The 21,813-nt window shown below is 69.9% G+C and carries 19 protein-coding genes; 14 read left to right on the forward strand and 5 right to left on the reverse strand.

What is annotated here, in order from left to right; translation table 11 throughout:
* Position 1: 1 nt before the first annotated feature.
* The 3 genes from ACFY9N_RS11060 to aceA all read right to left on the reverse strand — a co-directional run bounded on the left by ACFY9N_RS11060 (position 2) and on the right by aceA (position 3,495).
* Positions 2 to 433, reverse strand: a complete 432-nt coding sequence (locus tag ACFY9N_RS11060; RefSeq protein WP_391478600.1) for a hypothetical protein — start codon at positions 431 to 433, stop codon at positions 2 to 4.
* 77 nt (positions 434 to 510) lie between these two features.
* Positions 511 to 2,136 carry a malate synthase A gene (aceB, locus tag ACFY9N_RS11065; RefSeq protein ID WP_391478601.1) on the reverse strand — a complete coding sequence of 542 codons (1,626 nt, stop codon included), beginning with the start codon at positions 2,134 to 2,136 and terminating at the stop codon, positions 511 to 513.
* Positions 2,137 to 2,166: 30 nt separating this feature from the next.
* Positions 2,167 to 3,495 (reverse strand): isocitrate lyase, encoded by a 1,329-nt coding sequence (aceA, locus tag ACFY9N_RS11070; protein WP_391478602.1) that lies wholly within the window; start codon positions 3,493 to 3,495, stop codon positions 2,167 to 2,169.
* Between the two features lie 164 nt (positions 3,496 to 3,659).
* On the opposite strand from aceA, the gene ACFY9N_RS11075 reads away from it, so the two are divergent.
* Both ACFY9N_RS11075 and ACFY9N_RS11080 read left to right on the forward strand, forming a co-directional pair.
* On the forward strand, positions 3,660 to 5,102 hold the full coding sequence (locus tag ACFY9N_RS11075; protein ID WP_391478603.1) for a helix-turn-helix domain-containing protein: 1,443 nt from the start codon (positions 3,660 to 3,662) through the stop codon (positions 5,100 to 5,102).
* Positions 5,103 to 5,130: 28 nt separating this feature from the next.
* On the forward strand, positions 5,131 to 6,162 hold the full coding sequence (locus ACFY9N_RS11080; RefSeq protein WP_391478605.1) for a DUF6226 family protein: 1,032 nt from the start codon (positions 5,131 to 5,133) through the stop codon (positions 6,160 to 6,162).
* A 12-nt stretch (positions 6,163 to 6,174) separates the two neighbouring features.
* On the opposite strand, the gene ACFY9N_RS11085 is transcribed toward ACFY9N_RS11080, so the two are convergent.
* Positions 6,175 to 6,828: an amino acid deaminase gene (locus ACFY9N_RS11085; protein WP_391478606.1), complete on the reverse strand. Its 654-nt coding sequence runs from the start codon at positions 6,826 to 6,828 to the stop codon at positions 6,175 to 6,177.
* Between the two features lie 118 nt (positions 6,829 to 6,946).
* On the opposite strand from ACFY9N_RS11085, the gene ACFY9N_RS11090 reads away from it, so the two are divergent.
* The 6 genes from ACFY9N_RS11090 to ACFY9N_RS11115 are packed head-to-tail and all read left to right on the forward strand — an operon-like array spanning position 6,947 to position 11,913.
* Positions 6,947 to 7,585: an HAD family hydrolase gene (locus tag ACFY9N_RS11090; protein ID WP_391478607.1), complete on the forward strand. Its 639-nt coding sequence runs from the start codon at positions 6,947 to 6,949 to the stop codon at positions 7,583 to 7,585.
* Between the two features lie 47 nt (positions 7,586 to 7,632).
* Positions 7,633 to 8,622 carry a phosphate/phosphite/phosphonate ABC transporter substrate-binding protein gene (locus ACFY9N_RS11095; RefSeq protein WP_391478608.1) on the forward strand — a complete coding sequence of 330 codons (990 nt, stop codon included), beginning with the start codon at positions 7,633 to 7,635 and terminating at the stop codon, positions 8,620 to 8,622.
* Between the two features lies 1 nt (position 8,623).
* Positions 8,624 to 9,448: a phosphonate ABC transporter ATP-binding protein gene (gene phnC / locus ACFY9N_RS11100; RefSeq protein WP_391478609.1), complete on the forward strand. Its 825-nt coding sequence runs from the start codon at positions 8,624 to 8,626 to the stop codon at positions 9,446 to 9,448.
* A complete protein-coding gene (gene phnE, locus ACFY9N_RS11105; protein WP_391478610.1) occupies positions 9,445 to 10,257 on the forward strand; it encodes a phosphonate ABC transporter, permease protein PhnE in 813 nt (270 codons plus the stop codon). The genes phnC and phnE (ACFY9N_RS11105) overlap by 4 nt, the downstream gene beginning before the upstream one ends.
* Complete coding sequence (gene phnE, locus ACFY9N_RS11110; protein ID WP_391478612.1) at positions 10,254 to 11,069, forward strand: phosphonate ABC transporter, permease protein PhnE; 816 nt, start codon at positions 10,254 to 10,256, stop codon at positions 11,067 to 11,069. Before phnE (ACFY9N_RS11105) ends, phnE (ACFY9N_RS11110) begins: the two co-directional genes overlap by 4 nt.
* Positions 11,056 to 11,913, forward strand: coding sequence for a MurR/RpiR family transcriptional regulator (locus ACFY9N_RS11115; RefSeq protein WP_391478614.1), 858 nt, complete (start codon positions 11,056 to 11,058; stop codon positions 11,911 to 11,913). Before phnE (ACFY9N_RS11110) ends, ACFY9N_RS11115 begins: the two co-directional genes overlap by 14 nt.
* A 15-nt stretch (positions 11,914 to 11,928) precedes the next feature.
* Here the strand turns inward: ACFY9N_RS11115 and ACFY9N_RS11120 are convergent, their stop codons facing one another.
* On the reverse strand, positions 11,929 to 13,467 hold the full coding sequence (locus ACFY9N_RS11120; RefSeq protein WP_391478615.1) for a PucR family transcriptional regulator: 1,539 nt from the start codon (positions 13,465 to 13,467) through the stop codon (positions 11,929 to 11,931).
* A 95-nt stretch (positions 13,468 to 13,562) separates the two neighbouring features.
* Between ACFY9N_RS11120 and gabT the strand changes: the two genes are divergently transcribed.
* The 6 genes from gabT (at position 13,563) to ACFY9N_RS11150 (ending at position 21,747) form a co-directional block, all read left to right on the forward strand.
* Positions 13,563 to 14,924, forward strand: coding sequence for a 4-aminobutyrate--2-oxoglutarate transaminase (gene gabT, locus ACFY9N_RS11125; RefSeq protein ID WP_391478616.1), 1,362 nt, complete (start codon positions 13,563 to 13,565; stop codon positions 14,922 to 14,924).
* Between the two features lie 116 nt (positions 14,925 to 15,040).
* Positions 15,041 to 16,420, forward strand: coding sequence for a flavin monoamine oxidase family protein (locus tag ACFY9N_RS11130; protein ID WP_391478618.1), 1,380 nt, complete (start codon positions 15,041 to 15,043; stop codon positions 16,418 to 16,420).
* A complete protein-coding gene (locus ACFY9N_RS11135; RefSeq protein ID WP_391478619.1) occupies positions 16,417 to 17,301 on the forward strand; it encodes a universal stress protein in 885 nt (294 codons plus the stop codon). Before ACFY9N_RS11130 ends, ACFY9N_RS11135 begins: the two co-directional genes overlap by 4 nt.
* Positions 17,301 to 18,860 (forward strand): APC family permease, encoded by a 1,560-nt coding sequence (locus tag ACFY9N_RS11140; protein ID WP_391478621.1) that lies wholly within the window; start codon positions 17,301 to 17,303, stop codon positions 18,858 to 18,860. Before ACFY9N_RS11135 ends, ACFY9N_RS11140 begins: the two co-directional genes overlap by 1 nt.
* Before the next feature lie 24 nt (positions 18,861 to 18,884).
* A complete protein-coding gene (locus ACFY9N_RS11145) occupies positions 18,885 to 20,360 on the forward strand; it encodes an NAD-dependent succinate-semialdehyde dehydrogenase (protein WP_391478622.1) in 1,476 nt (491 codons plus the stop codon).
* 22 nt (positions 20,361 to 20,382) lie between these two features.
* Entirely contained in the window at positions 20,383 to 21,747 is a 1,365-nt protein-coding gene (locus ACFY9N_RS11150; RefSeq protein WP_391478624.1) for an NAD-dependent succinate-semialdehyde dehydrogenase, read from the forward strand.
* Positions 21,748 to 21,813: the final 66 nt, after the last annotated feature.

Genomic DNA, 21,813 nt, shown 5'->3' on the forward strand with positions numbered 1-21,813 from the left:
GTCAGGCGCCGAAAGCGCTGGGGAGGGCGCAGTAATCGGCGAAGCGCCGGGTCGGGGCATCCGGGTCGGTGACGTCGACGATGGCGGATGCCGCGGTGTGCGGCTGCTCGTCGCCGGCGAGCTGCCAGACCGTGAAGTTCCAGAGGCCGCGCGCGCTCGCGCTCACGAGCGCGCCGGGACCGGAGACGACGAGCACGCGGTCGCTGCGGGCGGTGCGGAACGGCGCGATCACGTCGGCCCGCAGCGCCTGCTCGTCGCCATCGTCGGTGTGCGCCCGCCCGACCGTCTGCCCCGCCGCTTCGAGCGCCGCGGCGAGAGCATCGGCTGCGTGTCGCGAGCGTTCGGCGTCCGCCCCTGCGACGGCCAGCAGACGCCCGCCGCTCGGATACAGGTGCAGGAACTCGCTCGCGATGTCGTTCCAGATCTCGGTCATGCCCTCAGGCTACGCCCGTGAACGGATGCCGCGGCCGGATCGGCCGCGGCATCCGCTCGTCCCGTGATCAGGAACGCTCAGTCGAGGAACCGGGCGTAGGCGCCGAGGGTCAGGAAGGTGGGGAACTCCTCGCGCAGCGCCACCTCGCGGAAGATCTCGGCGGCGTCGTCGAACCGGTCGCCCGCGCTGCGCGTGGCCTCGCGGAGCACCGCGGAGATGAGCTCCTCGACGTACTCGGCGGTGATCGCCGTGCCGTCCTCCGTGGTGCGGTCCTGGTGGATCCACTGCCACACCTGCGAGCGGCTGATCTCGGCGGTCGCGGCATCCTCCATGAGGTTGTCGATGGCCACCGCGCCCAGCCCCCGCAGCCACGCCTCGAGGTAGCGGATCGCGACCGACACGTTGTCGCGCACGCCCTTCGCCGTGATCGGACGCCCGATGTGCAGATCGATCAGATCGGATGCCTGCACGTGCACGTCGTCGCGCTGCCGGTCGACCTGGTTCGGTCGGTCACCGAGCACGGCGTCGAACTCGGCCTGCGCCGTCGGGATGAGGTCGGGGTGCGCGACCCAGGTGCCGTCGAAGCCGTCGCCGGCCTCGCGCTTCTTGTCGGCCGCGACCTTCTCGATCGCACGCGCCGTGGCCTCGGGGTCACGGCGGTTGGGGATCGACGCGCTCATGCCGCCGATCGCGAAGGCGCCCCGCTTGTGGCAGGTCTGCACGAGCAACTCGGTGTACGCCCGCATGAACGGCACCGTCATCGTGACCTCGCTGCGGTCGGGGAGCACGAACCGGGCGCCGCGACCGCGGTAGTTCTTGATGATCGAGAAGATGTAGTCCCAGCGTCCGGCATTGAGGCCGGCGCAGTGGTCGCGCAGCTCGTAGAGGATCTCGTCCATCTCGAACGCCGCAGGCAGGGTCTCGATCAGTACGGTGGCCCGGATCGTGCCGTGCGGGATGCCGATGTACTCCTCGCTGAACGAGAACACGTCGTCCCACAGCTTCGCCTCGTCGCTCGACTCGAGCTTGGCGATGTAGAAGTACGGCCCGCGTCCGGCTTCGATCAGCGCCTGCGCGTTGTGCAGGAAGTAGAGGCCGAAGTCGACCAGCGATCCGGATGCCGCGGTGCGGCGTCCGGCGCGATCGATGAAGGCGATGTGCTTCTCGGGCAGGTGCCAGCCGCGCGGGCGCATCACGATCGTCGGCGTGCGCTCGGCGGTGACGCGGTACTCCTTGCCCTCGGGGGCCGTGAACGACAGCTCGCCGCGGATCGCGTCGCGGAGCGACAACTGCCCCTCGACGACGTTCTTCCAGGTGGGGCTCGTGGCATCCTCCTGATCGGCGAGCCAGACCCGCGCGCCCGAGTTGAGGGCGTTGATGGTCATCTTCGGGTCGGTCGGTCCCGTGATCTCCACGCGGCGATCCTCGAGGCCGGGGCCGGCGCCCGCGACGCGCCAGGAGGCGTCGTCGCGGATGTGTGCCGTATCGGCCCGGAAGTGCGGGTCGTGCCCGTTGCCGATCTCGAAGCGCCGACGCATGCGGTCGGCGAGGCGGTCGTGGCGGCGGGAGGCGAACCGGTGGTGCAGCTCGGTGAGGAACGCGATCGCCGCAGGCGTCAGGATCTCGTCGTAACGGTCGTGCAGCGTGCCGGTGATCTCGATCGCCGGGCCCTGCAGGGTCGAGGTGGGGGGTGTGATGGTCATCGCTTCATTCCTTCTTGGTGAGGGAGCGGATCAGTGGAATTGCGCGGTCTCGGTGGAGCCGGCGAGGGCGAGGGTGACGCTGTCGGGGTTGAGCGCCGTGGAGATCACGTCGAAGTAGCCGGTGCCCGCCTCGCGCTGGTGCTTGGTGGCGGTGTAGCCGTCGGCCTCGGCGGCGAACTCGGCCTCCTGCAGCTCGACGTACGCGCTCATGGCGCGATCGGCGTAGCCGCGGGCGAGATCGAACATGGAGTAGTTCAGGGCGTGGAAGCCGGCCAGGGTGATGAACTGGAACTTGTAGCCGAGGTCGGCCAGCTCCTGCTGGAACGTCGCGATCTCGGCATCCGAGAGGTGGCGCTTCCAATTGAAGCTGGGGGAGCAGTTGTAGGCGAGCATCTTGCCGGGGAACTCGGCGTGGATCGCCGCCGCGAACGCGCGGGCCAGCTCGATGTCGGGCTCGCCCGTCTCGACCCAGAGCAGGTCGGCGTAGGGCGCGAAGGCGAGCCCGCGGCTGATCACCGCATCGATGCCTGGGGTCACCCGGTAGAAGCCCTCGGAGGTGCGCTCACCGGTCGTGAACGCCTGGTCGCGCTCGTCGACGTCGCTGGTGAGCAGGTCGGCGGCGAGAGCATCCGTGCGGGCGATGATGACGGTCGGGACCCCCGCGACGTCGGCCGCGAGGCGGGCGGCGTTCAGCGTACGGATGTGCTGCTGCGTGGGCACGAGCACCTTGCCGCCGAGGTGGCCGCACTTCTTCTCGCTCGCGAGCTGGTCTTCCCAGTGGATGGCGGCGGCGCCGGCCTGGATCAGCGACTGCGCGAGCTCGTAGGCGTTGAGCGGCCCGCCGAACCCGGCCTCGGCGTCGGCGACGATCGGGGCGAGCCAGTCCTGCGTGATCTCCCCGTCGCCGGCGGCGGCCTCGGCGTGCTCGAGCTGGTCCTGGCGCAGCAGGGCGTTGTTGATGCGCCGCACGACCGCGGGCACCGAGTTCGCCGGGTACAGCGACTGGTCGGGGTAGGTCTGACCGGCGAGGTTGCCGTCAGCCGCGACCTGCCAGCCCGAGAGGTAGATGGCCTTGAGTCCGGCGCGCACCTGCTGCACGGCCTGACCGCCCGTGTAGGCGCCGAGTGCGCGGATGTAGTCCTCGGTGTGGAGCAGGTTCCAGAGGTTCTCGGCGCCGCGGTGGGCGAGCGTCGACTCCTCGCGGATCGATCCCCGGATGCGGATGACGTCGGCCGCGGTGTACGTGCGCTCGACGCCGTCCCAGCGGGGGTCGGTGGCCCAGATCTCCTGGAGCTCGGCGGCGGTCTGGACCTGGTCGCCTGCTCGCAGACCTGCGGGGCGGGGTGCGTTCGTCGTCATGGTGTCTCCTTCGGTCGGTCCGGCGGCGGTGCCGGGTGGCGTGTCATCCACTGTGGGTGAAGAACGGATGCTTCGATGACGGGTTTCGGTGTGAAGATCGGTCGAAATTCTGTTTCTGTGACAGAATCGGCGTCATAAACCCTTCGACAGGCTCAGGGGGCCAAATGGGTACCGAAGAAGAGACCGATGCCCTCACGATCGGGCGCCGCATCCGCCGGTTGCGCACGGCGCGAGGGCTGACCCTCGACGACCTCGCGAGCGCCGTCGACCGTGCGCCGAGCCAGCTGTCGATGATCGAGACGGGCAAGCGCGAGGCGAAGCTCTCGCAGCTGCAGGCGATCGCGCGTGCCCTCGGAGTGACTCTCGACGCGCTGCTCGAGGGCGAGCCCCTCGACGAGCGCAGCGCGATCGAGATCGCACTGGAGCGCGCGATGAAGGGGCAGACGTTCCAGGCACTCGGGATCGAGCCCTTCCGCATCGCGAAGTCGATGCCGACCGAGGCTCTCACCGCGCTGCTCGCGCTGCACGGCGAGATCGACCGGCTCCGCGACGAGCGCGCGGCGACCCCCGAGGAAGCGCGGCGCGCGAACGTCGAGCTGCGCCACCTCATGCGCCGGCAGGACAACCACTTCGCCGACCTCGAGCAGAAGGCCGCCGAGATCCTCGACGCCGTCGGGCATCCGGGCGGCCCTCTCACCCAGCGCACGGCATCCGAGATCGCCGCCTACCTGGGCTTCACACTGCACTACGCGCCCGACCTGCCGCAGACCACCCGCAGCGTCGCCGACCTCGCGCACGGGCGTCTCTATCTGTCGAGCAGTGTTCCCGCGAAGGGCGACGCCCGCACCGCCGTGCTGCAGGCGCTGTCGAGTCGCATCCTCGGCCACTCCGAGCCGCGCAGCTATGCCGAGTTCCTGCGTCAGCGGGTCGAGACGAACTACCTCACCGGTGCGCTGCTGATCCCCGAGGCGCACGTCGTTCCCGCGCTCCGCGACGCCAAGGCGCGACGGGCGATCTCGATCGAGGATCTCCGCGACGCCTACTCGGTGTCCTACGAGACCGCCGCGCATCGCTTCACGAACCTCGCGACCCGGCACCTCGGCATCCCCGTGCACTTCCTCAAGGTGCACGAGTCGGGCACGATCACGAAGGCGTACGAGAACGACGACGTGAACTTCCCCGCCGACCGCCTCGGAGCGATCGAGGGCCAGATGTGCTGCCGCAAGTGGACGAGCCGCGTGGTGTTCGACGAGGACGACCGTTTCAACCCCTACTACCAGTACACCGACACCGGCAACGGCACGTACTGGTGCACGGCCCGCGTCGAGGCGTCGAGCGAGGGGTTGCACTCGGTGAGCGTGGGCGTGCGCTTCGACGACACCAAGTGGTTCGTCGGGCGCGACACCCCGCACCGCGGCGTCTCGAAGCACTCTGTCGAGGTGTGCTGCCGCCGAGCTCCGGCCGACCTCGAGGAGCGCTGGCGCGAGAACTCCTGGCCGAACGTCAAGACCCCGCGGACGCTGCTCGCGACGCTCCCGACCGGATCGTTCCCCGGCGTCGACACGACGGACGTGTACGAGTTCCTCGAGGCCCACGCGCCCGAGTGAGGATGATCGTCATGCGAGGAGCGACACGATGAACGGTGACGGAGAGGGCGGCGACGCCTTCGCGGAGTTCGTGGCGCGCCGAGGCGTGGATCCGGCCGCGCTGGCGGGGGACTTGGCGGCGCTATGGACGTTCGTCGCGGCACATCCGACGATCGCGGATTCAGCCGCGCTGGCAGAATCCGCCGCGCGTTTCCTGGGGAACGCGATCATTCTCGTCCACCCGGCGGCGACCTGGCGGTCGACGCCCGAGCTCGAGGTCGGAACGAACACGCGATCCGTCCCCGTAGCCGGTCTCGTGCAGGGGATCCTCGCCCACCCGGACCGCCTCGAGGATTTTCAGGAGATGCTCGCCTCCTGGGAGCAGGACGACCTCGATGATCAGGAGATGCAGGAGGTCCTCCGGGATTCGTCGACGCCAGCGCTGGTCGTTCCGGCGGTCGCGTACCGTCGTCCGACTCTTCCGACGCACGAGTACCTCGACGACGACGGCCGCATCATCCGGTACGGACGCCGGTGGCCGGACGGCGTCCCTCCGGAGGAGGCGTACTCGCGGGAGTCGCACCCGGAACGCTTCGCGCCGCTTCGAGGGGTGGTCGATGCCCTCGTCGAGCACCTCGGCGATTCGTACACGGTCGAGGTGAGCGCGGAGAGTGCGGGCGAGGATGCTCGGCGCATCGTGATGCAGCCGCTCACCGGTGCCCCCATCACCCTCACGGTGACGGGCCCGGTCGTCGAGGTGGAGGCCGGTGAGCTCTTGCGCACGGTCATTCCCTCCTGCACGTGCGACGCCTGCGACGAGACCGCCGAGTCGGCGGCGGACGAGCTCGAGCGCACGCTCCTCGCGATCGCCGCGGGTGGGCTCCGCGAGAGGTTCCCCGTCGGACGCCGCGCGTGGCAGCTCACGGAGTTGGTATCGCCCGAGGGGGAGGGGCGGTCGAGCAGCGCCGGGCCGACTGCGGAGATGCCGGAAGAGGTGCGTGAGCGGACGGCCTCCGTCCTGCGCGATCTCGACGACGGCTGGTGGCCGGCCTGGTTGCTCAGGACGGCGTCGCCCGCATAGTGCTTCGGCCGCTCAGACCGCGTTCCAGCGCAGGCGCGGGGCGGCGGTGAACTCGGTGCGGGGGGCGGATGCCTCGGCGACGGGGAACATCGTCACCAACAGGTGAGCGCCTCCCGGGGTGGGTGCGACCGCGTAGGTCAGCGCGGCGGATCCGGCCTCGGAACTCAGCGCCAGACGTGTCTCCCGCCCATCGATCTCCGCCGTCGCGCTCGCCGCGGGGTGCGCGAGCACAGCGGATGCCGCGGCCGTCGCCCGCGCGAGCAGGGTCGGTCCCTCGTGCCAGGGGTGGAAGGCATCTGCCGTCAGTCCGCAGGCGTGCGCGAGCGCACCCTCGACCCAGCGATCGCGCTTGAGTCCGTAGGGCGTGACCTCGAGCGACAGCAGATATCCGTAGCAGTGCATCAGCCCGGCATTGCCGATCGGCCAGGTCGCGGCGAGGCCGGCCCGTCGATGCAACTCCTCGAACAGTGGCCGCGCGATCACGGCCGTGCCGGTGTTCTCATCGATGACGGTCGACGGGCCCCACGCGGCGAACCGTCCGGAGGCGCGGTCGTCGTTGACTGCCCGGTCGAGCCAGGGAAGTGCATCGATCGCGGCGCGAGCACCGGCGGGGGTGCCGTCGGCGGCGAGGGTCGCAGCAGCGGTCAGGTCATCGAGTTCGGACACGGCGCTCACCATACGTGAGTCAGATGGACGGATTGTTCACGCGGCGTTCACACGCCGGGGACTTTCTGTCCACAATCGTTGCCCATGCTGGACGGAGCGTCCCCACAGAAAGAAATCCGTGAACTCCATTCTCCTCTTCGACTTCGACGGCACGATCGCCCTCGGCGACGGCCCCGTCCTCGCCTACGCGCAGCAGGTGGCCGATGCCCTCGGCGACCAGGACGGCTTCGTCGACGGCATCCGTGCGCAACTCGCCTCCGCCGACGAGGAATCGCTCGACGGCTACGACGCTGTGCGTCGCGCGGCGGAGGAGCGAGGCGCGGATGCCGCGCTGCTCAGCACCGCCTACCTCGCCAGCCGCGCCCAGCTCGCCACCGTGGATGCCCCGATCGAGGCTCCCGAGGGCCTCGCCGCATTCCTGGCGGATGCCGACGCCGAACGAGTGCTCGTCACGAACGCCCCCGCCATCCGTATCGCGGAGGCCCTCGACGCGCTCGGTCTCGCCGGACTGTTCGATCGCGTCGTCACCGATGCCCGCAAGCCCGCAGGACTCGAGGCCGTACTCGCCGACCTTCCCGCGGGCGCCCGCGTGCTGAGCGTCGGCGACATCTGGCACAACGACCTCGCCCCTGCGCACGCACGCGGCCACGCCACGGCGCTGATCGGCGGCTTCCCCGACCCGCACGCCACCCCGACCTTCCGCGCCGCCGAGTTCTCGACGCTGGTTCCCCAGCTCGAGGCGTGGTTGCGCGGCTGAGACCTCACCTTTCCACCACTCCTCCCACACCCCATCGAAGGATGACAATGCGTACCTCTCCCTTCCGTCGCTCCGCCGCGGGACTCGTCGCCGCCGGCGCGCTCCTGACCGTCGTGCTCGCGGGCTGCTCCAGCAGCTCCGCAGCGCCGGACGACTCGTCCGCCCCGGCCGCCGATCCCGATTCGCTCGTGCTCGCGCTCGTCCCCTCGCAGGACCAGGACGGTCTCGTCGACACCGCGGCCCCGCTCACGGACTACCTCACCGAGGAGCTCGGCATCGAGGTCACCGGCGTCGTGTCGAAGGACTATCAGGCCGCCGTCGAGGCCATGGGTGCCGGCCAGGCCCAGATCGGCTTCCTGCCCTCGCTGCAGCTGTGGCAGGCGAACGACATGTACGACGCCTCGGTCGTGCTGCAGACCGAGCGCAACGGCAACATCACCTACCCGGCGCAGTTCATGACGAACAACCCCGACAAGTACTGCGACGACGAGCCGGTCGAGCGCGACGGGATGCTGTTCTGCAACGGCGCCGACGCGATGACGGGCCCTGCCGGCCTCGACAGCATCACGAAGGTCGAGGGGGCGAAGGTCGCCGTTCTCGGCCCCGGCTCGCCCGCCGGCTACATCTACCCGATCCTCGCCCTGCAGGAGGCAGGTCTCGACACCGACGCCGACATCCAGCAGATCCCCGTCACGGCGAACGACGCTTCGGTTCTCGCGGTCTACAACGGCGACGCCGAGGTCGGCTTCAGCTTCTGGGATGCCCGCACCATCGTGCAGAAGGACACCCCCGACGTGGGCGAGAAGGTCGTCGTCTTCGCCATGACGGAGGAGATCCCGAACGATGGCGTGGCGCTGTCGTCGGAGCTCTCGCCCGAGCTGCAGGAGCGCATCACGACCGCGCTCGAGGACTTCTCGAACACCGAGGAAGGCTCCGAGATCCTCACGAGCATCTACTCGATCACCAAGCTCGCACCGGCCGACCCCGACTCGCTCGACGTCGTCGCGCGCGCCGCACAGGCTCTGGGGCTCCAGTAAGTTGTCCGACCAGATCCAGCATGTGGACGCCGCAGCCCAGGCTGCGGCGTCCACGCCGTGGTCCATCCGCCTCGACGAGGTCGTCGTCCGCTACCCGAACGGCACGATCGGACTGAACCGGGTGTCGCTCGACATCGCCGCAGGCGAGATGGTCGCCGTCGTCGGGCTGTCCGGCTCGGGCAAGTCGACGCTGATCCGCACGATCAACGGCCTCGTGCCCGTCACCTCCGGCGCCCTCGACGTCGGCGAGCACCGCGTCTCGGGCGCCTCGCCGCGCACCCTCCGCCGCCTGCGGGGCGACATCGGGATGGTCTTCCAGGGCTTCAATCTCGCCGGCCGCGCGAGCGTGCTGCAGAACGTGCTCGTCGGGCGCCTCGCCCACACGCCGCTGTGGCGCACGCTGCTCGGTGCGTACCCCGAGGCCGACAAGCAGCTCGCCTATCACGCGCTCGACCGCGTCGGCATCCTGCCGAAGCTGCACTCGCGTGCGTCGGACCTCTCCGGTGGGCAGCAGCAGCGCGTCGCGATCGCGCGAGCCCTCGCCCAGGAGCCGCGCATCGTGCTCGCCGACGAACCCGTCGCGAGCCTCGACCCGCCCACCGCGCACGGCGTCATGAACGATCTGCGCCGCATCAATCGCGACCTCGGCATCACCGTGCTCGTCAACCTGCACCTGCTCGACCTCGCGCGCGAGTACGGGGCGCGGATGATCGGCATGCGGGCCGGTGAGGTCGTCTACGACGGGCCCGCGACGAGCGCGACGGATGCCGACTTCGAGAGCATCTACGGACGCTCGCTCACCCCCGACGATCGGTTGGACGCGTGACGGGCATCGCGCCGGCATCCGTCCTCGAGATCCCCGCCCGTCCGCCGGGCGCGTGGAAGGCGCCGGTGATCGTCGGCGCGGTCGTCGTGGTGACCGTGGTCATGTGCCTGCCCGGGATCGGGATCGGCGTCGACCTGGCGGCGATCGGCCGCAACTGGCAGAACGGCGCCGACAAGATCGTGCACCTGCTCGTGCCGGACTGGAACTTCTTCCCGCGCACGCTGCCGCCGCTCATCGAGACACTGCAGATGGCGGTCATCGCGACCGTGATCGGCGCCGCGGTCTCGCTGCCGCTGAGCTTCTGGGCCGCCCGCGCCACCAACCCGAACGCGCCGGCGCGGATCGCCGTGCGCGGCATCCTCAACGTCGTCCGCAGCGTGCCCGACCTGCTGTACGCCGCGATCCTCGTGGCGATGGTGGGCGTCGGTGCGCTCCCCGGCATCCTCGCCCTGCTGCTGTTCAACGTCGGCATCATCGTCAAGCTCGTCTCCGAGGCGATCGACACCAACGACCGCGGCCCCCTCGAAGCCGGCCGCGCGGTCGGAGCGACGCAGGCGAAGATCAACCGCACGCTCGCCCTGCCCGACGCCTGGCCCGCGTTCGCGAACCAGACGCTGTACGTGTTCGAGCTCAACGTGCGCGCCTCGACCGTGCTCGGTCTCGTCGGTGCCGGCGGCATGGGACTGCTGATCGACGCGGTGCGCACCTTCTACCGCTACGACCAGCTGTCGCTCATCATCCTGGAGATCCTCATCGTCGTCATCGTGATCGACCTCGTCTCGGACGCCATCCGACGGAGGCTCGTATGAGTGCGGCGCTCACCGTCATCCCCGACCGCCCGCGCCGACCGTGGCTGATCGCCGGATGGCTGGTCGTCACCGGCGTCGTGGTGCTCGCGTTCTGGTCGATCGACATCAACTGGGCGCGTCTGGGCGATCTGCCCGCCGAGATCATGCGCTACTTCGGCCTCATGTTCGCGAACCCGAACTGGGAGAAGCTGCCCGAGGCGCTCTGGCAGACCTGGCGCAGCATCGAGATGGCCTGGGTCGGCACGATCCTCGGCATCCTGCTCGCGACCCCGCTCAGCCTGCTCGCCGCCCGCGGATTCGGCCCGGCGTGGCTCCGCACGCTGCTGCGCGGTCTGTTCTCGCTGATCCGGGCCGTGCCCGAGATCATCATCGCGATCATCATCCTCTCGGTCACCGGGCTCACCCCGTTCACGGGAGCGCTGGCTCTCGCCATCAACGGCATCGGCACGCTCGGAAAGTGGGGCTACGAGGCCGTCGAGGCCGTGCCGCGCGGACCCATCGAAGCCGCGCGCGCGGCCGGTGGCGGCACGTCGCAGGTGCTGCGCTGGGGCGTGTGGCCGCAGGCCGAACCCGCGTTCTGGTCGTTCTGGCTGTACCGCTTCGAGATCAACGTGCGGTCGTCGGCCGTGCTCGGTCTGATCGGCGTCGGCGGAATCGGCGACATGCTGACCTCGTACACCCAGTACCGTGAGTGGTCGACGGTGGGTGTTCTGCTCATCGTGGTCGTCGTGGTGACGATGCTGATCGATGCGGCCTCCGGCGCCATTCGCCGCCGGATCATGGAGGGAGCCCGCGCCCGTGTTCTCGCCTAGCGCCCCGCCCACCGCGCGCATCGCGGCGGTGCTCAACACCCTGCAGCCGGCCGAGCGCCGCGTCGCCGAACTGATCGTCGAGGCATCGGATGCCGTCGTCGAGTGGACAGCGCAAGAGCTCGCCGACCGCGCGGGCGTCGGCCGCGCCACCGTCGTGCGCACCTGCCAGACCGTGGGCTACCGCGGCTATCCGCAGTTGCGGGTGGCGCTGGCAGCCGAGCTGGGGGGCGCCCCGGAGGCGACGTCGTATCACGGGCCGGGAGTGCTCGGGCGTATGCGGGGCGAGATCGATCGACTCGCCTCGTCGCTGCCCGCCCTTGCCAGCCTGCTCGATGCGGATGCCGTCGACCAGGCCGTGCGCGCCGCGGCATCCGCCCGTCGACTGCTGGTGCTCGCCAATGGCCTCTCGTCGCCGATCGCGAACGATCTCGCGATGCGGCTCACCGCCTCGGGGCGGGCGGCGGAGTTCATCGCCGATGCGATCGCCCAGCAGATCGCCGCCCGTCACCTCACCGCCGACGACGTCTGCCTGGTGGTGAGCGGTTCGGGCGCCAACGAGGCGAGTCTGCGCGTCGCGACCGCGGCGGCGCGAGGTGGCGCGACGGTGATCGCGTTGACCTCGTTCGCGTCGTCGGCGCTCACCGAGGTCGCCACGCTGTCGCTCGTGATCGCTCCGACGGGAGTCAGCTTCCGCGACGAGCTCGAGCACACCTCGCGCGTGGCGTACCTCGTGTTCGCCGAAGTCTTCGCCGCGGCGGTCACGACCGCCCGCGGCGACGACGCGGTGCAGGCGCGTGCGCACGCGCTCGAGGTGGTCTCCGACAACCTCGGCGAAGGAGCCTGACAGCGGGACGCCCGGTCAGTCCCGCGCCGTCTCGAGCAGCGCCCAGAGCTCGGCGCGCGCCGGGAACGAGGCGAGGTCGATGTCGAGCAGCGCGCCCGCCTGGGCGATGCGCGAACGGAGTGTGTGCCGGTGCACTCCGAGGGCGGTCGCGGCCTGCTCCGCGCGGGCGTCGTGCTCCAGCCACACCCGGAGCGTCTGCTCCAGCGCCGATCCGGTGCCGATGTCGTGGGCGCGGAGCGGGGCGAGGTGCGACTCGGCGACCAGGCGGGCCTCGTCGGTCGCCAGGGCCGACAGGATGCTGGAGCCGACGGCATCCGCGTATCGGGCGACGCCCGAGGCGCCCCGCTGACGCAGCGCGGCGAGCGCCTGGGCGTGCGATCGGGAGAACGCGGCGTACGCATCGGGTTCGGAGACGCCGATACGGATGCCGAACCGCGCCGCGAGTTCGTCGATGAGCGCCTCGTCCTCGGCCGCCACGCAGATCGTCACGCCGTCGTCCGACTCGGCGAGGAATGACGCGACACCGTGCTCGGTGCGCTGACGCTCCCACCAGTCGATGAGCGCCGCGGCCGGGGCGTCGCCGGAGACGGCCACGACGACGGGCGCGACGGGCAGCGACCCCAGCACGCGGCGGGCGATCGAGGGATCGTCGGACAGCAGGGAGCGGAGCAGCTGCGAGTGCAGGCGGCGGCGGCTGCGCGCCGACTGCTCGTTCTGCTCGAGAGCCAGACCCGACATCGCGATGACCGAGGTCACGACGGCGCGGGCCTCGGCATCGAGCGTGTCGATCTCGAGGGCGAGAACCCCGCGGAGATGACCGCCTCGCCCGATGGTCGAGAGCAGGAAGGTACGGTCGTCGATCGTCAGCGACTGCCCGGCCTCGAGTCCGCGGGCGAGCACGTCGCCGACGCGCTCGCCGAGCGTGTCGAGGAGTTCGCGGTCGACCGCGTCGCGTGAGGGGGAGTGCAGCAGGGCGCCGGCGGCGTCGAACATCCCGGCCCAGACACCCAGCCGTCGGCTGAGTTCGGTGATGATCGCCTCGAGTCCGCGGGGGCGGAGGGCGGCGAGGGCGAGCCCGCGCTGCGCATCGAGCGCCCAGGAGCGTCGGGCGTAGGCCTGCGCCGCGATGGCTTCCGAGTGGGCGCGCGCGATCGCGATGAACGGCGTGCGATAGGGCACTTCGAAAAGCGGGATGCCGTGCAGGGCGCAGGCGTCGATGAGGGCGTCGGGGATGCCGGAGCGGTGCACCTCGGTGCCGAAGCCGAGCCCGAGCACGCCGCGGTCGGCGAGGCGCGCGACGTAGGCATCGATATCGGATGCCCCGTTCGTGCCGGCTGTCCCGTTCCCATCGACTGCGGCGTCGAACTGCGTGCCGGTGGTGAGGAGGGCGAGGTCGTCGGAGAGGAACGGGGTGGGGTCGGCGAGATCCGAGCTGTGCACCCAGCGCAGCGGCCTCTCGAGGGCACCGACCGGGAGCGCTGTCGGCTGCGACACGAGACGGAGCTCGAGATCGCGGCGACGCAGGAGCGCCCGCAGGGTGGGCTGATCGGCCACGTCGATGCCTTCCTTGTACGTATCGGCGAAGTATCGTCGTCGATTGTACAGTCCGGCGAATGCACGATGTCCGTGGCCGGTCGTACGCTCGCGACATGGCACTCCTCGACACCGCATCCCCCGTCGTCCCCCTCGGAGGACCCGAGCTCCCTCAGGAGCGTCGTCTGGTCACCGACCTGCCCGGCCCGCGCTCGGCCGAGCTGCTGGCGCGCAAAGCGGATGCCGTGGCCGCCGGTGTCGGTCACACCGTTCCCGTGGCGGCGGTCGCCGCAGGCGGCGGCGTGGTCCTCGACGCCGACGGCAACTCGCTCATCGACCTCGGGTCCGGCATCGCCGTGACCTCGGTCGGCAACGCGCACCCGAAGGTCGCCGCAGCCGTCGCCGCGCAGGCCGCGCAGTTCACGCACACCTGCTTCATGATCTCGCCGTACGAGTCCTACGTCGGCGTCGCCGAGGCGCTCAACCGCATCACGCCCGGCGACTTCGCCAAGAAGAGCGCCCTGTTCAACTCCGGGGCAGAGGCGGTCGAGAACGCGATCAAGATCGCCCGCAAGTACACCGGTCGCCAGGCGGTCGTCGCCTTCGACCACGGCTACCACGGCCGTACCAACCTCACCATGGCGCTCACCGCCAAGTCGATGCCGTACAAGAGCGGCTTCGGTCCCTTCGCGCCCGAGGTCTACCGGGCGCCGATGTCGTACCCGTTCCGGGACGGTCTCGACGGGCGCGAGGCCGCGGCCCGCGTCCTCCTGCAGCTCGAGAAGCAGGTCGGCGCCGACAACCTCGCCGCCGTCATCATCGAGCCCATCCAGGGCGAGGGCGGGTTCATCGTCCCCGCCGAGGGTTTCCTGCCCGCGATCGCCGAGTGGTGCCGCGCGAACGGCGTCGTCTTCATCGCTGACGAGGTGCAGACCGGCTTCGCCCGCACCGGGCACATGTTCGCGAGCGAGATCTTCGGCATCGAGCCCGACCTGATCACGACCGCCAAGGGCATCGCGGGCGGTCTGCCGCTCGCCGCCGTCACGGGCCGCGCCGAGATCATGGACGCGTCGCACGCCGGTGGTCTCGGTGGCACCTACGGAGGCAACCCGATCGCCTGCGCCGCGGCCCTCGCTTCGATCGACGTCTTCGAGAACGACGGCGTGATCGAGCGTGCACGGGAGATCGGCGAGATCCTCACCGCGCGACTCCTCGACATCCAGAAGAGCGATGCGCGCGTCGGCGACGTGCGCGGGCACGGTGCCATGATCGCCGCCGAGTTCGTCGATCCCGAGACGAAGGCACCGGACGCGGCTTTGACGGCCGCGGTCGCGAAGGCCGCGATCGCGCAGGGCGTGATCGTGCTCACCTGCGGCACCTACGGCAACGTCATCCGCTTCCTGCCGCCGCTCTCGATCGGCGACGAGCTGCTGAACGAAGGACTCGACATCGTCGCCGCGGCGCTCGCCGCGGCGTAGGTCGACGGGCGCGCTCGCGCCATCCGGAAACGTCCGGCCGCGACCCTGATCGGGGGATTGGGGGTCGCGGCCGGCACTCTTCACCGCAAGGCTTCACGACGAAGGAGTTGGACACCATGGCAGAGATCACGAGAGACGTCCTCATCATCGGCGCCGGCGCCGCCGGGCTCACCGCCGCGAACGATCTGCGCAAGGCGGGGCTGTCGGTCGCCGTCCTCGAGGCGCGCGACCGCGTCGGCGGACGACTGTGGACCGACGTCATCGACGGAGCCATGCTCGAGATCGGCGGCCAGTGGGTCTCGCCCGACCAGCAGGCGCTCATCGACACGATAGACGAGCTCGGCCTCGAGACCTACAGCCGTTACCGCGAGGGCGACAGCGTCTACGTCGGCCCCGACGGCACGACCTCGCGCTTCACGGGCGAGATGTTCCCGGTCTCGGCCGACACCGAGAAGGCGATCGCCGAGATCACCGAGCGCCTCGACGCGATGGTCGCCGAGATCGATCCCGACCGTCCGTGGGCGCACCCGAAGGCCGCCGAATGGGATGCCGTCACCTGGGACGCCTGGCTGCGCCAGCAGACCGACGACGACGAGGCCGTGAGCAACCTGGCCTTCGCCACCGGCTCCGCGATGCTCACCAAGCCGACCCACGCGTTCTCGCTCCTGCAGTCGCTGCTGATGGCGGCATCCGCCGGTTCCTACTCGCACCTCGTCGACGCCGACTTCATCCTCGACAAGCGAGTCGTCGGCGGATTGCAGCGCGTGCCCATCCTGCTCGCCGAGCGGCTCGGCGACGACGTGTTCCTGAATCAGCCGGTGCGCTCGCTGGAGTGGGGTCCGTCCGGGGTGACCGCGACGACCGACGACCTGACGGTGAGTGCGCGGTTCGCTATCCTCGCCCACGCACCCGTGCTCTACAGCCGGATCTCGTTCGTGCCGTCGCTGCCGCGCCGCCAGCACCAGCTCCACCAGCACCTCTCGATGGGCTTCGTGATCAAGGTGCACGCCGTCTACGACCGGCCGTTCTGGCGCGAGCAGGGGCTCAGCGGCACGGCGTTCAGCCCGTACGAGCTGTCGCACGAGGCTTACGACAACACCAACCACGGCGACGAGCGCGGAACCCTCGTCGGTTTCGTCTCCGACCAGAACGCCGACGATCTGTTCGAGCTCTCGGCCGAGGAGCGCAAGGAGCGCATCCTCGAGTCGCTCTCGCACTACTACGGGCCCGAGGCCAAGAACCCCGTCGTCTACTACGAGAGCGACTGGGGTACCGAGGAGTGGACGCGCGGTGCCTACGCCGCGAGCTTCGACATGGGCGGGCTGCACCGCTACGGTGCCGATCTGCGGGCGGCCGTCGGGCCGATCCACTTCGCCTGCAGCGACATGGCCGGCGCGGGGTACCAGCACGTCGACGGTGCGATCCGCATGGGTCACCTCGCCGCCGAGAACATCATCGACGCCGGTCGCGCCGCCACCGCAGCGAGCGGCGCATGACCTCCGCTATCGTCGTCGGGTACACGGCGACGGATGCCGGGGCGGATGCCGCAGCCCTCGGCGCGCGGCTCGCGCGAAGCATCGATGCGACGCTCCACCTGGTGATCGTGCTCCCCGCCGAGGGGACGCGGAGTCCCGTCGTCCCGCCCGAGCGGGCCTATGAGGACCACATCCGCGCCCAGGCGAAGCGCTGGCTGGAAGACGCGATCCTCCGCCTCCCGCACGAGGTGCACAGCCGCGGTCATGTGCGGATCGCCGAATCGTTCGCCGAGGGGCTCGTCGCCGCCGGCGAGGAGTTCGGCGCCCGTCTCATCGTCGTGGGCGCGGCATCCGGCGGCCTGTTCGGTCGGCACCGTCTCGGCACCGTCGCGTCCGAGCTGCTGCACTCGTCGACCATTCCGGTCGCTCTGGCCCCTGCAGGCACGGCCACGCAGGACGACCACGTGCTCCCGCGGATCACGGCAGCCGTCGGCACCCGGCCCGGCGCCGAGCTCCTGCTCGACGAGGCGGCGGCCCTCGCCTCCGACGCCCACGTCGACCTGCGGCTCGTCTCGCTCGTGCCCTTCGACGTCCCCCCGGGACTCGACACCGGCGCGATCCGCGTCGTCGGCCAGGAGCACGCCCACGAGGTGCTCACCCGGGCGAAGGACCGCCTGCCCGACACCGTCGGAGCCGCGGTCGAGGAGGCTCCCGGAGACAGCGTCGAGGACGCCGTCTCGAATCTCTCCTGGATCCCCGGCGAGGTCGCTCTCGTCGGCTCCAGCAGGCTCGCGCAGCCGCGACGTCTGTTCCTCGGCAGCACGGCGGCGAAGATGCTGCACGAGCTGCCCGTTCCCATGATCGTCGTCCCGCGCACGCGCGGGGAAGCAGGAGACCGCTGATGAGCAGCACGAATCGGGCGACGGAGCCCGAAGCAGTGACCACCGGCCTGTCGAGCAAGGGGCTGAGCGTCGGCACCGTGGGTGTGCTCGGTGCGCTGGTGATGGGCGTCTCGTGCATCGCCCCGGCCTACACCTACACGGCCGGCATCGGCGGCGCGGTCGGCGCGGTCGGGTTCCAGGTGCCGGCGATCCTGCTGCTGGGATTCATCCCGATGCTCCTCGTCGCGTTCGGATACCGCGAACTCAACAAGGCGATGCCTGATTCCGGCACCAGCTTCACCTGGGCCACCCGCGCCTTCGGCCCGTACGTCGGCTGGATGGCCGGCTGGGGCCTGATCGTCGCGACGATCCTGGTGCTCTCCAATCTCGCCGGCATCGCCGTCGACTTCCTCTTCCTGTTGATCTCGCAGATCTCCGGCGACGAGGCCATCGCCGAGATCACCCGCAACCCGTTCGTGAACGTCGGCGTGTGTCTCCTCTTCGTCGCGCTCGCCGCCTGGGTGTCGTATCGAGACGTGTCGACGTCGCAGAAACTGCAGTACGGTCTCGTGGCGTTCCAGGTCGTGATCCTCGTGGCGTTCGCCGTCATGGCGATCGTCCAGGCCGTTCAGGGCAACTCCTTCGAGCCGCACATGCCGGAGTTCGCGTGGTTCAACCCCTTCGCGATCGAGGGCGGTATCTCTGCCATCGTGATGGGTCTGTCGGCATCCGTCTTCATGTTCTGGGGCTGGGACGTCACCCTCACCATGAACGAGGAGGCCAAGGACCCCGAGCGCACACCGGGACGCGCGGCGATGCTCACGGTGTTCTCGATCATCGCGATCTACCTGTTGCTCACCGTCAGCAGCCTGATGTACTCCGGCATCGGCGACGAGGGGCTCGGACTCACGAACGAGGACATCGGCGGAAACGTCTTCTTCGCCCTCTCAGGTCCCGTGATGGGCGGACTGGCCTTCCTGCTCTCGCTGGCGGTGCTCACCTCTTCGGCGTCGTCGCTGCAGTCGACGTTCATCTCGCCCGCCCGCACCCTGCTCGCGATGGGGCACTACGGCGCCATGCCCCGTCGGTTCGCCGGGGTCAGCGCCCGCTTCTTCACGCCGGGTTTCGCCACGATCGCCTCCGCCGTCGTCGCCGGAGGGTTCTACGCCGTGATGCGCTTCCTCAGCGAGGACGCGCTGTGGGACACGATCCTCGCACTGGGCATGATGATCTGCTTCTACTACGGGATCACCGCGCTGTCGTGCGTCTGGTACTTCCGGCACCAGTGGTTCGACTCGGGCAAGGACTTCGTCTTCAAGTTCGCCAGCCCGCTCGTCGGCGGGATCATCCTGCTCGTGCTCTTCGTCATCACCGCGTACGACAGCCTCGCTCCCGACTACGGATCGATCGCCATCGGCGCCGACGCCAACGGCGAAGGCGGCATCGGGATCGTGTTCTTCATCGGGGTCGGGCTGCTCGTCTTCGGCGCCGTCCTCATGATCATCCAGAGAATCGTCAACCCCGACTTCTTCCGCGGCAAGACGCTGAGCCTCGACGCTCCGCCGAGCAACCGCCGCTGACCGACATCCCCCAGAAGGAGAAACATGACCACGCACCTCGCACCGGCCGAACAGGCCCTCCTCGACGGCATCCCCACCGGGCTCTTCATCGGCGGTGAATGGACGGATGCCTCCGCCGGCGGCACCTTCGACGTCATCGATCCCTCCACCGGGGCCGTGATCCGGACGATCGCCGACGCGACGCCCGACGACGGCATCCGCGCCCTCGACGCGGCGGTCGCCGCGCAGGAGTCGTGGGCGGCGACCGTGCCGCGCGTGCGCAGCGAGATCCTGCGCCGGGCGTTCGACCTCGTGCAGCAGCACAAGGAAGACCTGGCGCTGCTCATGACCCTCGAGATGGGCAAGCCGCTCGCCGAGGCCCGTGGCGAGGTCGTCTACGGCGGCGAGTTCCTGCGCTGGTTCAGTGAGGAGGCCGTGCGCATCAGCGGCCGCTACGGCATCAACCCCGAGGGCACCGGGCACATGGTGGTCTCGCAGCGTCCGGTCGGGCCGTCGTTCTTCGTCACCCCCTGGAACTTCCCGTTCGCGATGGCGACGCGCAAGATCGCCCCGGCGCTCGCCGCCGGATGCACCGTCGTCATCAAGCCGCCGGCACTCACGCCGCTGACGACCATCTTCTTCACGAAGCTGCTCGAAGAGGCGGGTCTCCCGAAGGGCGTCGTCAACGTCGTCCAGACGTCGAAGTCGAGCGCGCTCTCGGCTCCGATCATCGCCGACCCGCGACTGCGCAAGCTGTCGTTCACGGGCTCGACCGAGGTGGGGCGCAAGCTCATCGCGCAGGCCGCCGAGGGCGTGCTGCGGGTCTCGATGGAACTCGGCGGCAACGCCCCGTTCGTCGTGTTCGACGACGCCGACCTCGACAAGGCCGTGGAGGGCGCGCTGCTGGCGAAGTTCCGCAACATCGGACAGGCGTGCACCGCCGCGAACCGCTTCATCGTGCACGAGGGCGTCGCCGAGGAGTTCGCCCGCAAGGTCACCGAGCGTGTCGAGGCGATGAAGGTCGGCCGCGGCACCGAAGAGGGCGTCGCGATCGGACCGCTCATCGACGAGGGTGCGGTGGCGAAGGCCGAAGAACTCGTCGGCGATGCCGTCGAGCGCGGGGCGAAGCTGCTCGCCGGCGGAAAGGCGCTGGACGGCATCGGCACCTACTACGAGCCGACCGTCCTCACCGATGTCGTCGCCGGCAGTGCGATCCTGCGCGAGGAGATCTTCGGCCCGGTGCTCGCGATCTCCACCTTCTCGACCGAGGAGGAGGCCGTGCGCCTCGCCAACGACACCGAGTACGGGCTCGTGTCGTACGTGTTCACCGAGAACCTGCAACGCGGACAGCGGATGATCGACGGCCTCGAGACCGGCATGATGGGTCTCAACGTGGGCGTCGTCTCGAACGCCGCGGCGCCGTTCGGCGGCGTCAAGCAGTCCGGCGTCGGCCGCGAGGGCGGCCTCGAGGGCATCCACGAATACCTGTCCACCAAGTACACGCTGATCCCGGTCTCCTGACCGCTCGAGAAGAGGACACGCCATGACCGACTACGCCGTCATCAACCCCGCCACCGGAGAGACGCTGGCGTCCTTCGACACGTTCACCGACGCGCAGATCGAGGAGGCGCTCGTCGCCGCCGACGAGGCTCACCGCGAGTGGTCGCGCACCTCGACCGTCGCCGAGCGCGCCGCGCTCCTGCGTCGTGCGGCCGAGCTGCACCGCGAGCGCCGCGAGGAGCTGGCCGACATCTTCGTCCGTGAGATGGGCAAGCCCCGCGAGGCCGCCCTCGGCGAGGTCGATTTCGCCGCCGACATCGCCGAGTACTACGCCGATCAGGCGGAGTCGATCATGGCCGACCAGCCGATCGCGATCCTCGGCGACGGTTCGGCGATCATCCGCCGTTCCTCGCTCGGTCCTCTCGTCGGCATCATGCCGTGGAACTTCCCGGCCTACCAGATCGTGCGTTTCGCGGCGCCGAACCTGATCGTCGGCAACACGATCCTGCTGAAGCCCGCTCCGCAGTGCCCGGAGTCGTCGACCGCCATCGAGGCGATCTACCACGACGCCGGGTTCCCGACCGGGGCCTACCAGAACGTGCTCGCCACCAACGACCAGATCGCGACGATGATCGCCGACTGGCGTGTGCAGGGTGTCTCGCTCACGGGCTCGGAGCGCGCCGGTGCCGCGGTCGCCGAAATCGCCGGCCGCAACCTCAAGAAGGTCGCGCTCGAGCTCGGCGGGTCCGACCCGTTCATCGTGCTCTCGACCGATGACCTCGACGCCACCGTGCAGGCGGGTGTCGATGCGCGCCTCGACAACAACGGTCAGGCGTGCAACGGCGCCAAGCGCTTCATCGTCGTCGACGACCTCTACGACGCCTTCGTCGAGAAGTTCACGGCGGCGATGGCGGCGGTCGAGGCATCCGACCCGACGCTCGACGACACGGTCCTCGGGCCGGTGTCGTCGGAGACGGCGGCCGAGAACCTGCAGAAGCAGATCGATCAGGCCGTCGAGCAGGGGGCGACGCTGCTCACCGGCGGCACCCGCGAGGGTGCGTTCTTCGCGCCGACCGTGCTCGCCGACGTCACGCCGGCGATGAGCGTCTACCGCGAAGAGCTCTTCGGCCCCGCGGCCGTCGTCTACCGCGTCGCCGACGAGGATGCCGCCGTCGATCTCGCGAACGACACGACCTTCGGCCTCGGGTCGTACGTCTTCACGACCGACGCCGAGCAGGCCGAACGCGTCGCCGACAGGATCGAGGCCGGCATGGTCTACGTCAACCTCGTGCTCGCCGACAGCCCCGAGCTGCCCTTCGGCGGCGTGAAGCGCAGCGGCACGGCCCGCGAGCTCGGCCACCTCGCCGCCGACGAGTTCGTCAACAAGAAGCTCATCCGCATCGGCTGACAAGAACCTCATCCGCATCGGCTGACAAGAAGTTCATCCGCATCGGCTGACAGAGTCTGGTCCGCC

Origin of the sequence: Microbacterium sp. NPDC008134 (assembly GCF_042957055.1) — a bacterium.
Lineage (GTDB): Bacteria > Actinomycetota > Actinomycetes > Actinomycetales > Microbacteriaceae > Microbacterium.

Bases quoted from the DNA above. Each gene is read 5' to 3' on its own strand.
- aceA (WP_391478602.1), bottom strand. From the start codon at position 3,495: ATGACGACGAACGCACCCCGCCCCGCAGGTCTGCGAGCAGGCGACCAG.
- ACFY9N_RS11150 (WP_391478624.1), top strand. From the start codon at position 20,383: ATGACCGACTACGCCGTCATCAACCCCGCCACCGGAGAGACGCTGGCG.
- gabT (WP_391478616.1), top strand. From the start codon at position 13,563: ATGGCACTCCTCGACACCGCATCCCCCGTCGTCCCCCTCGGAGGACCC.
- ACFY9N_RS11140 (WP_391478621.1), top strand. From the start codon at position 17,301: ATGAGCAGCACGAATCGGGCGACGGAGCCCGAAGCAGTGACCACCGGC.
- ACFY9N_RS11095 (WP_391478608.1), top strand. From the start codon at position 7,633: ATGCGTACCTCTCCCTTCCGTCGCTCCGCCGCGGGACTCGTCGCCGCC.
- ACFY9N_RS11145 (WP_391478622.1), top strand. From the start codon at position 18,885: ATGACCACGCACCTCGCACCGGCCGAACAGGCCCTCCTCGACGGCATC.
- ACFY9N_RS11075 (WP_391478603.1), top strand. From the start codon at position 3,660: ATGGGTACCGAAGAAGAGACCGATGCCCTCACGATCGGGCGCCGCATC.
- phnE (WP_391478612.1), top strand. From the start codon at position 10,254: ATGAGTGCGGCGCTCACCGTCATCCCCGACCGCCCGCGCCGACCGTGG.
- ACFY9N_RS11080 (WP_391478605.1), top strand. From the start codon at position 5,131: ATGAACGGTGACGGAGAGGGCGGCGACGCCTTCGCGGAGTTCGTGGCG.
- aceB (WP_391478601.1), bottom strand. From the start codon at position 2,136: ATGACCATCACACCCCCCACCTCGACCCTGCAGGGCCCGGCGATCGAG.
- ACFY9N_RS11135 (WP_391478619.1), top strand. From the start codon at position 16,417: ATGACCTCCGCTATCGTCGTCGGGTACACGGCGACGGATGCCGGGGCG.
- ACFY9N_RS11130 (WP_391478618.1), top strand. From the start codon at position 15,041: ATGGCAGAGATCACGAGAGACGTCCTCATCATCGGCGCCGGCGCCGCC.
- ACFY9N_RS11060 (WP_391478600.1), bottom strand. From the start codon at position 433: ATGACCGAGATCTGGAACGACATCGCGAGCGAGTTCCTGCACCTGTAT.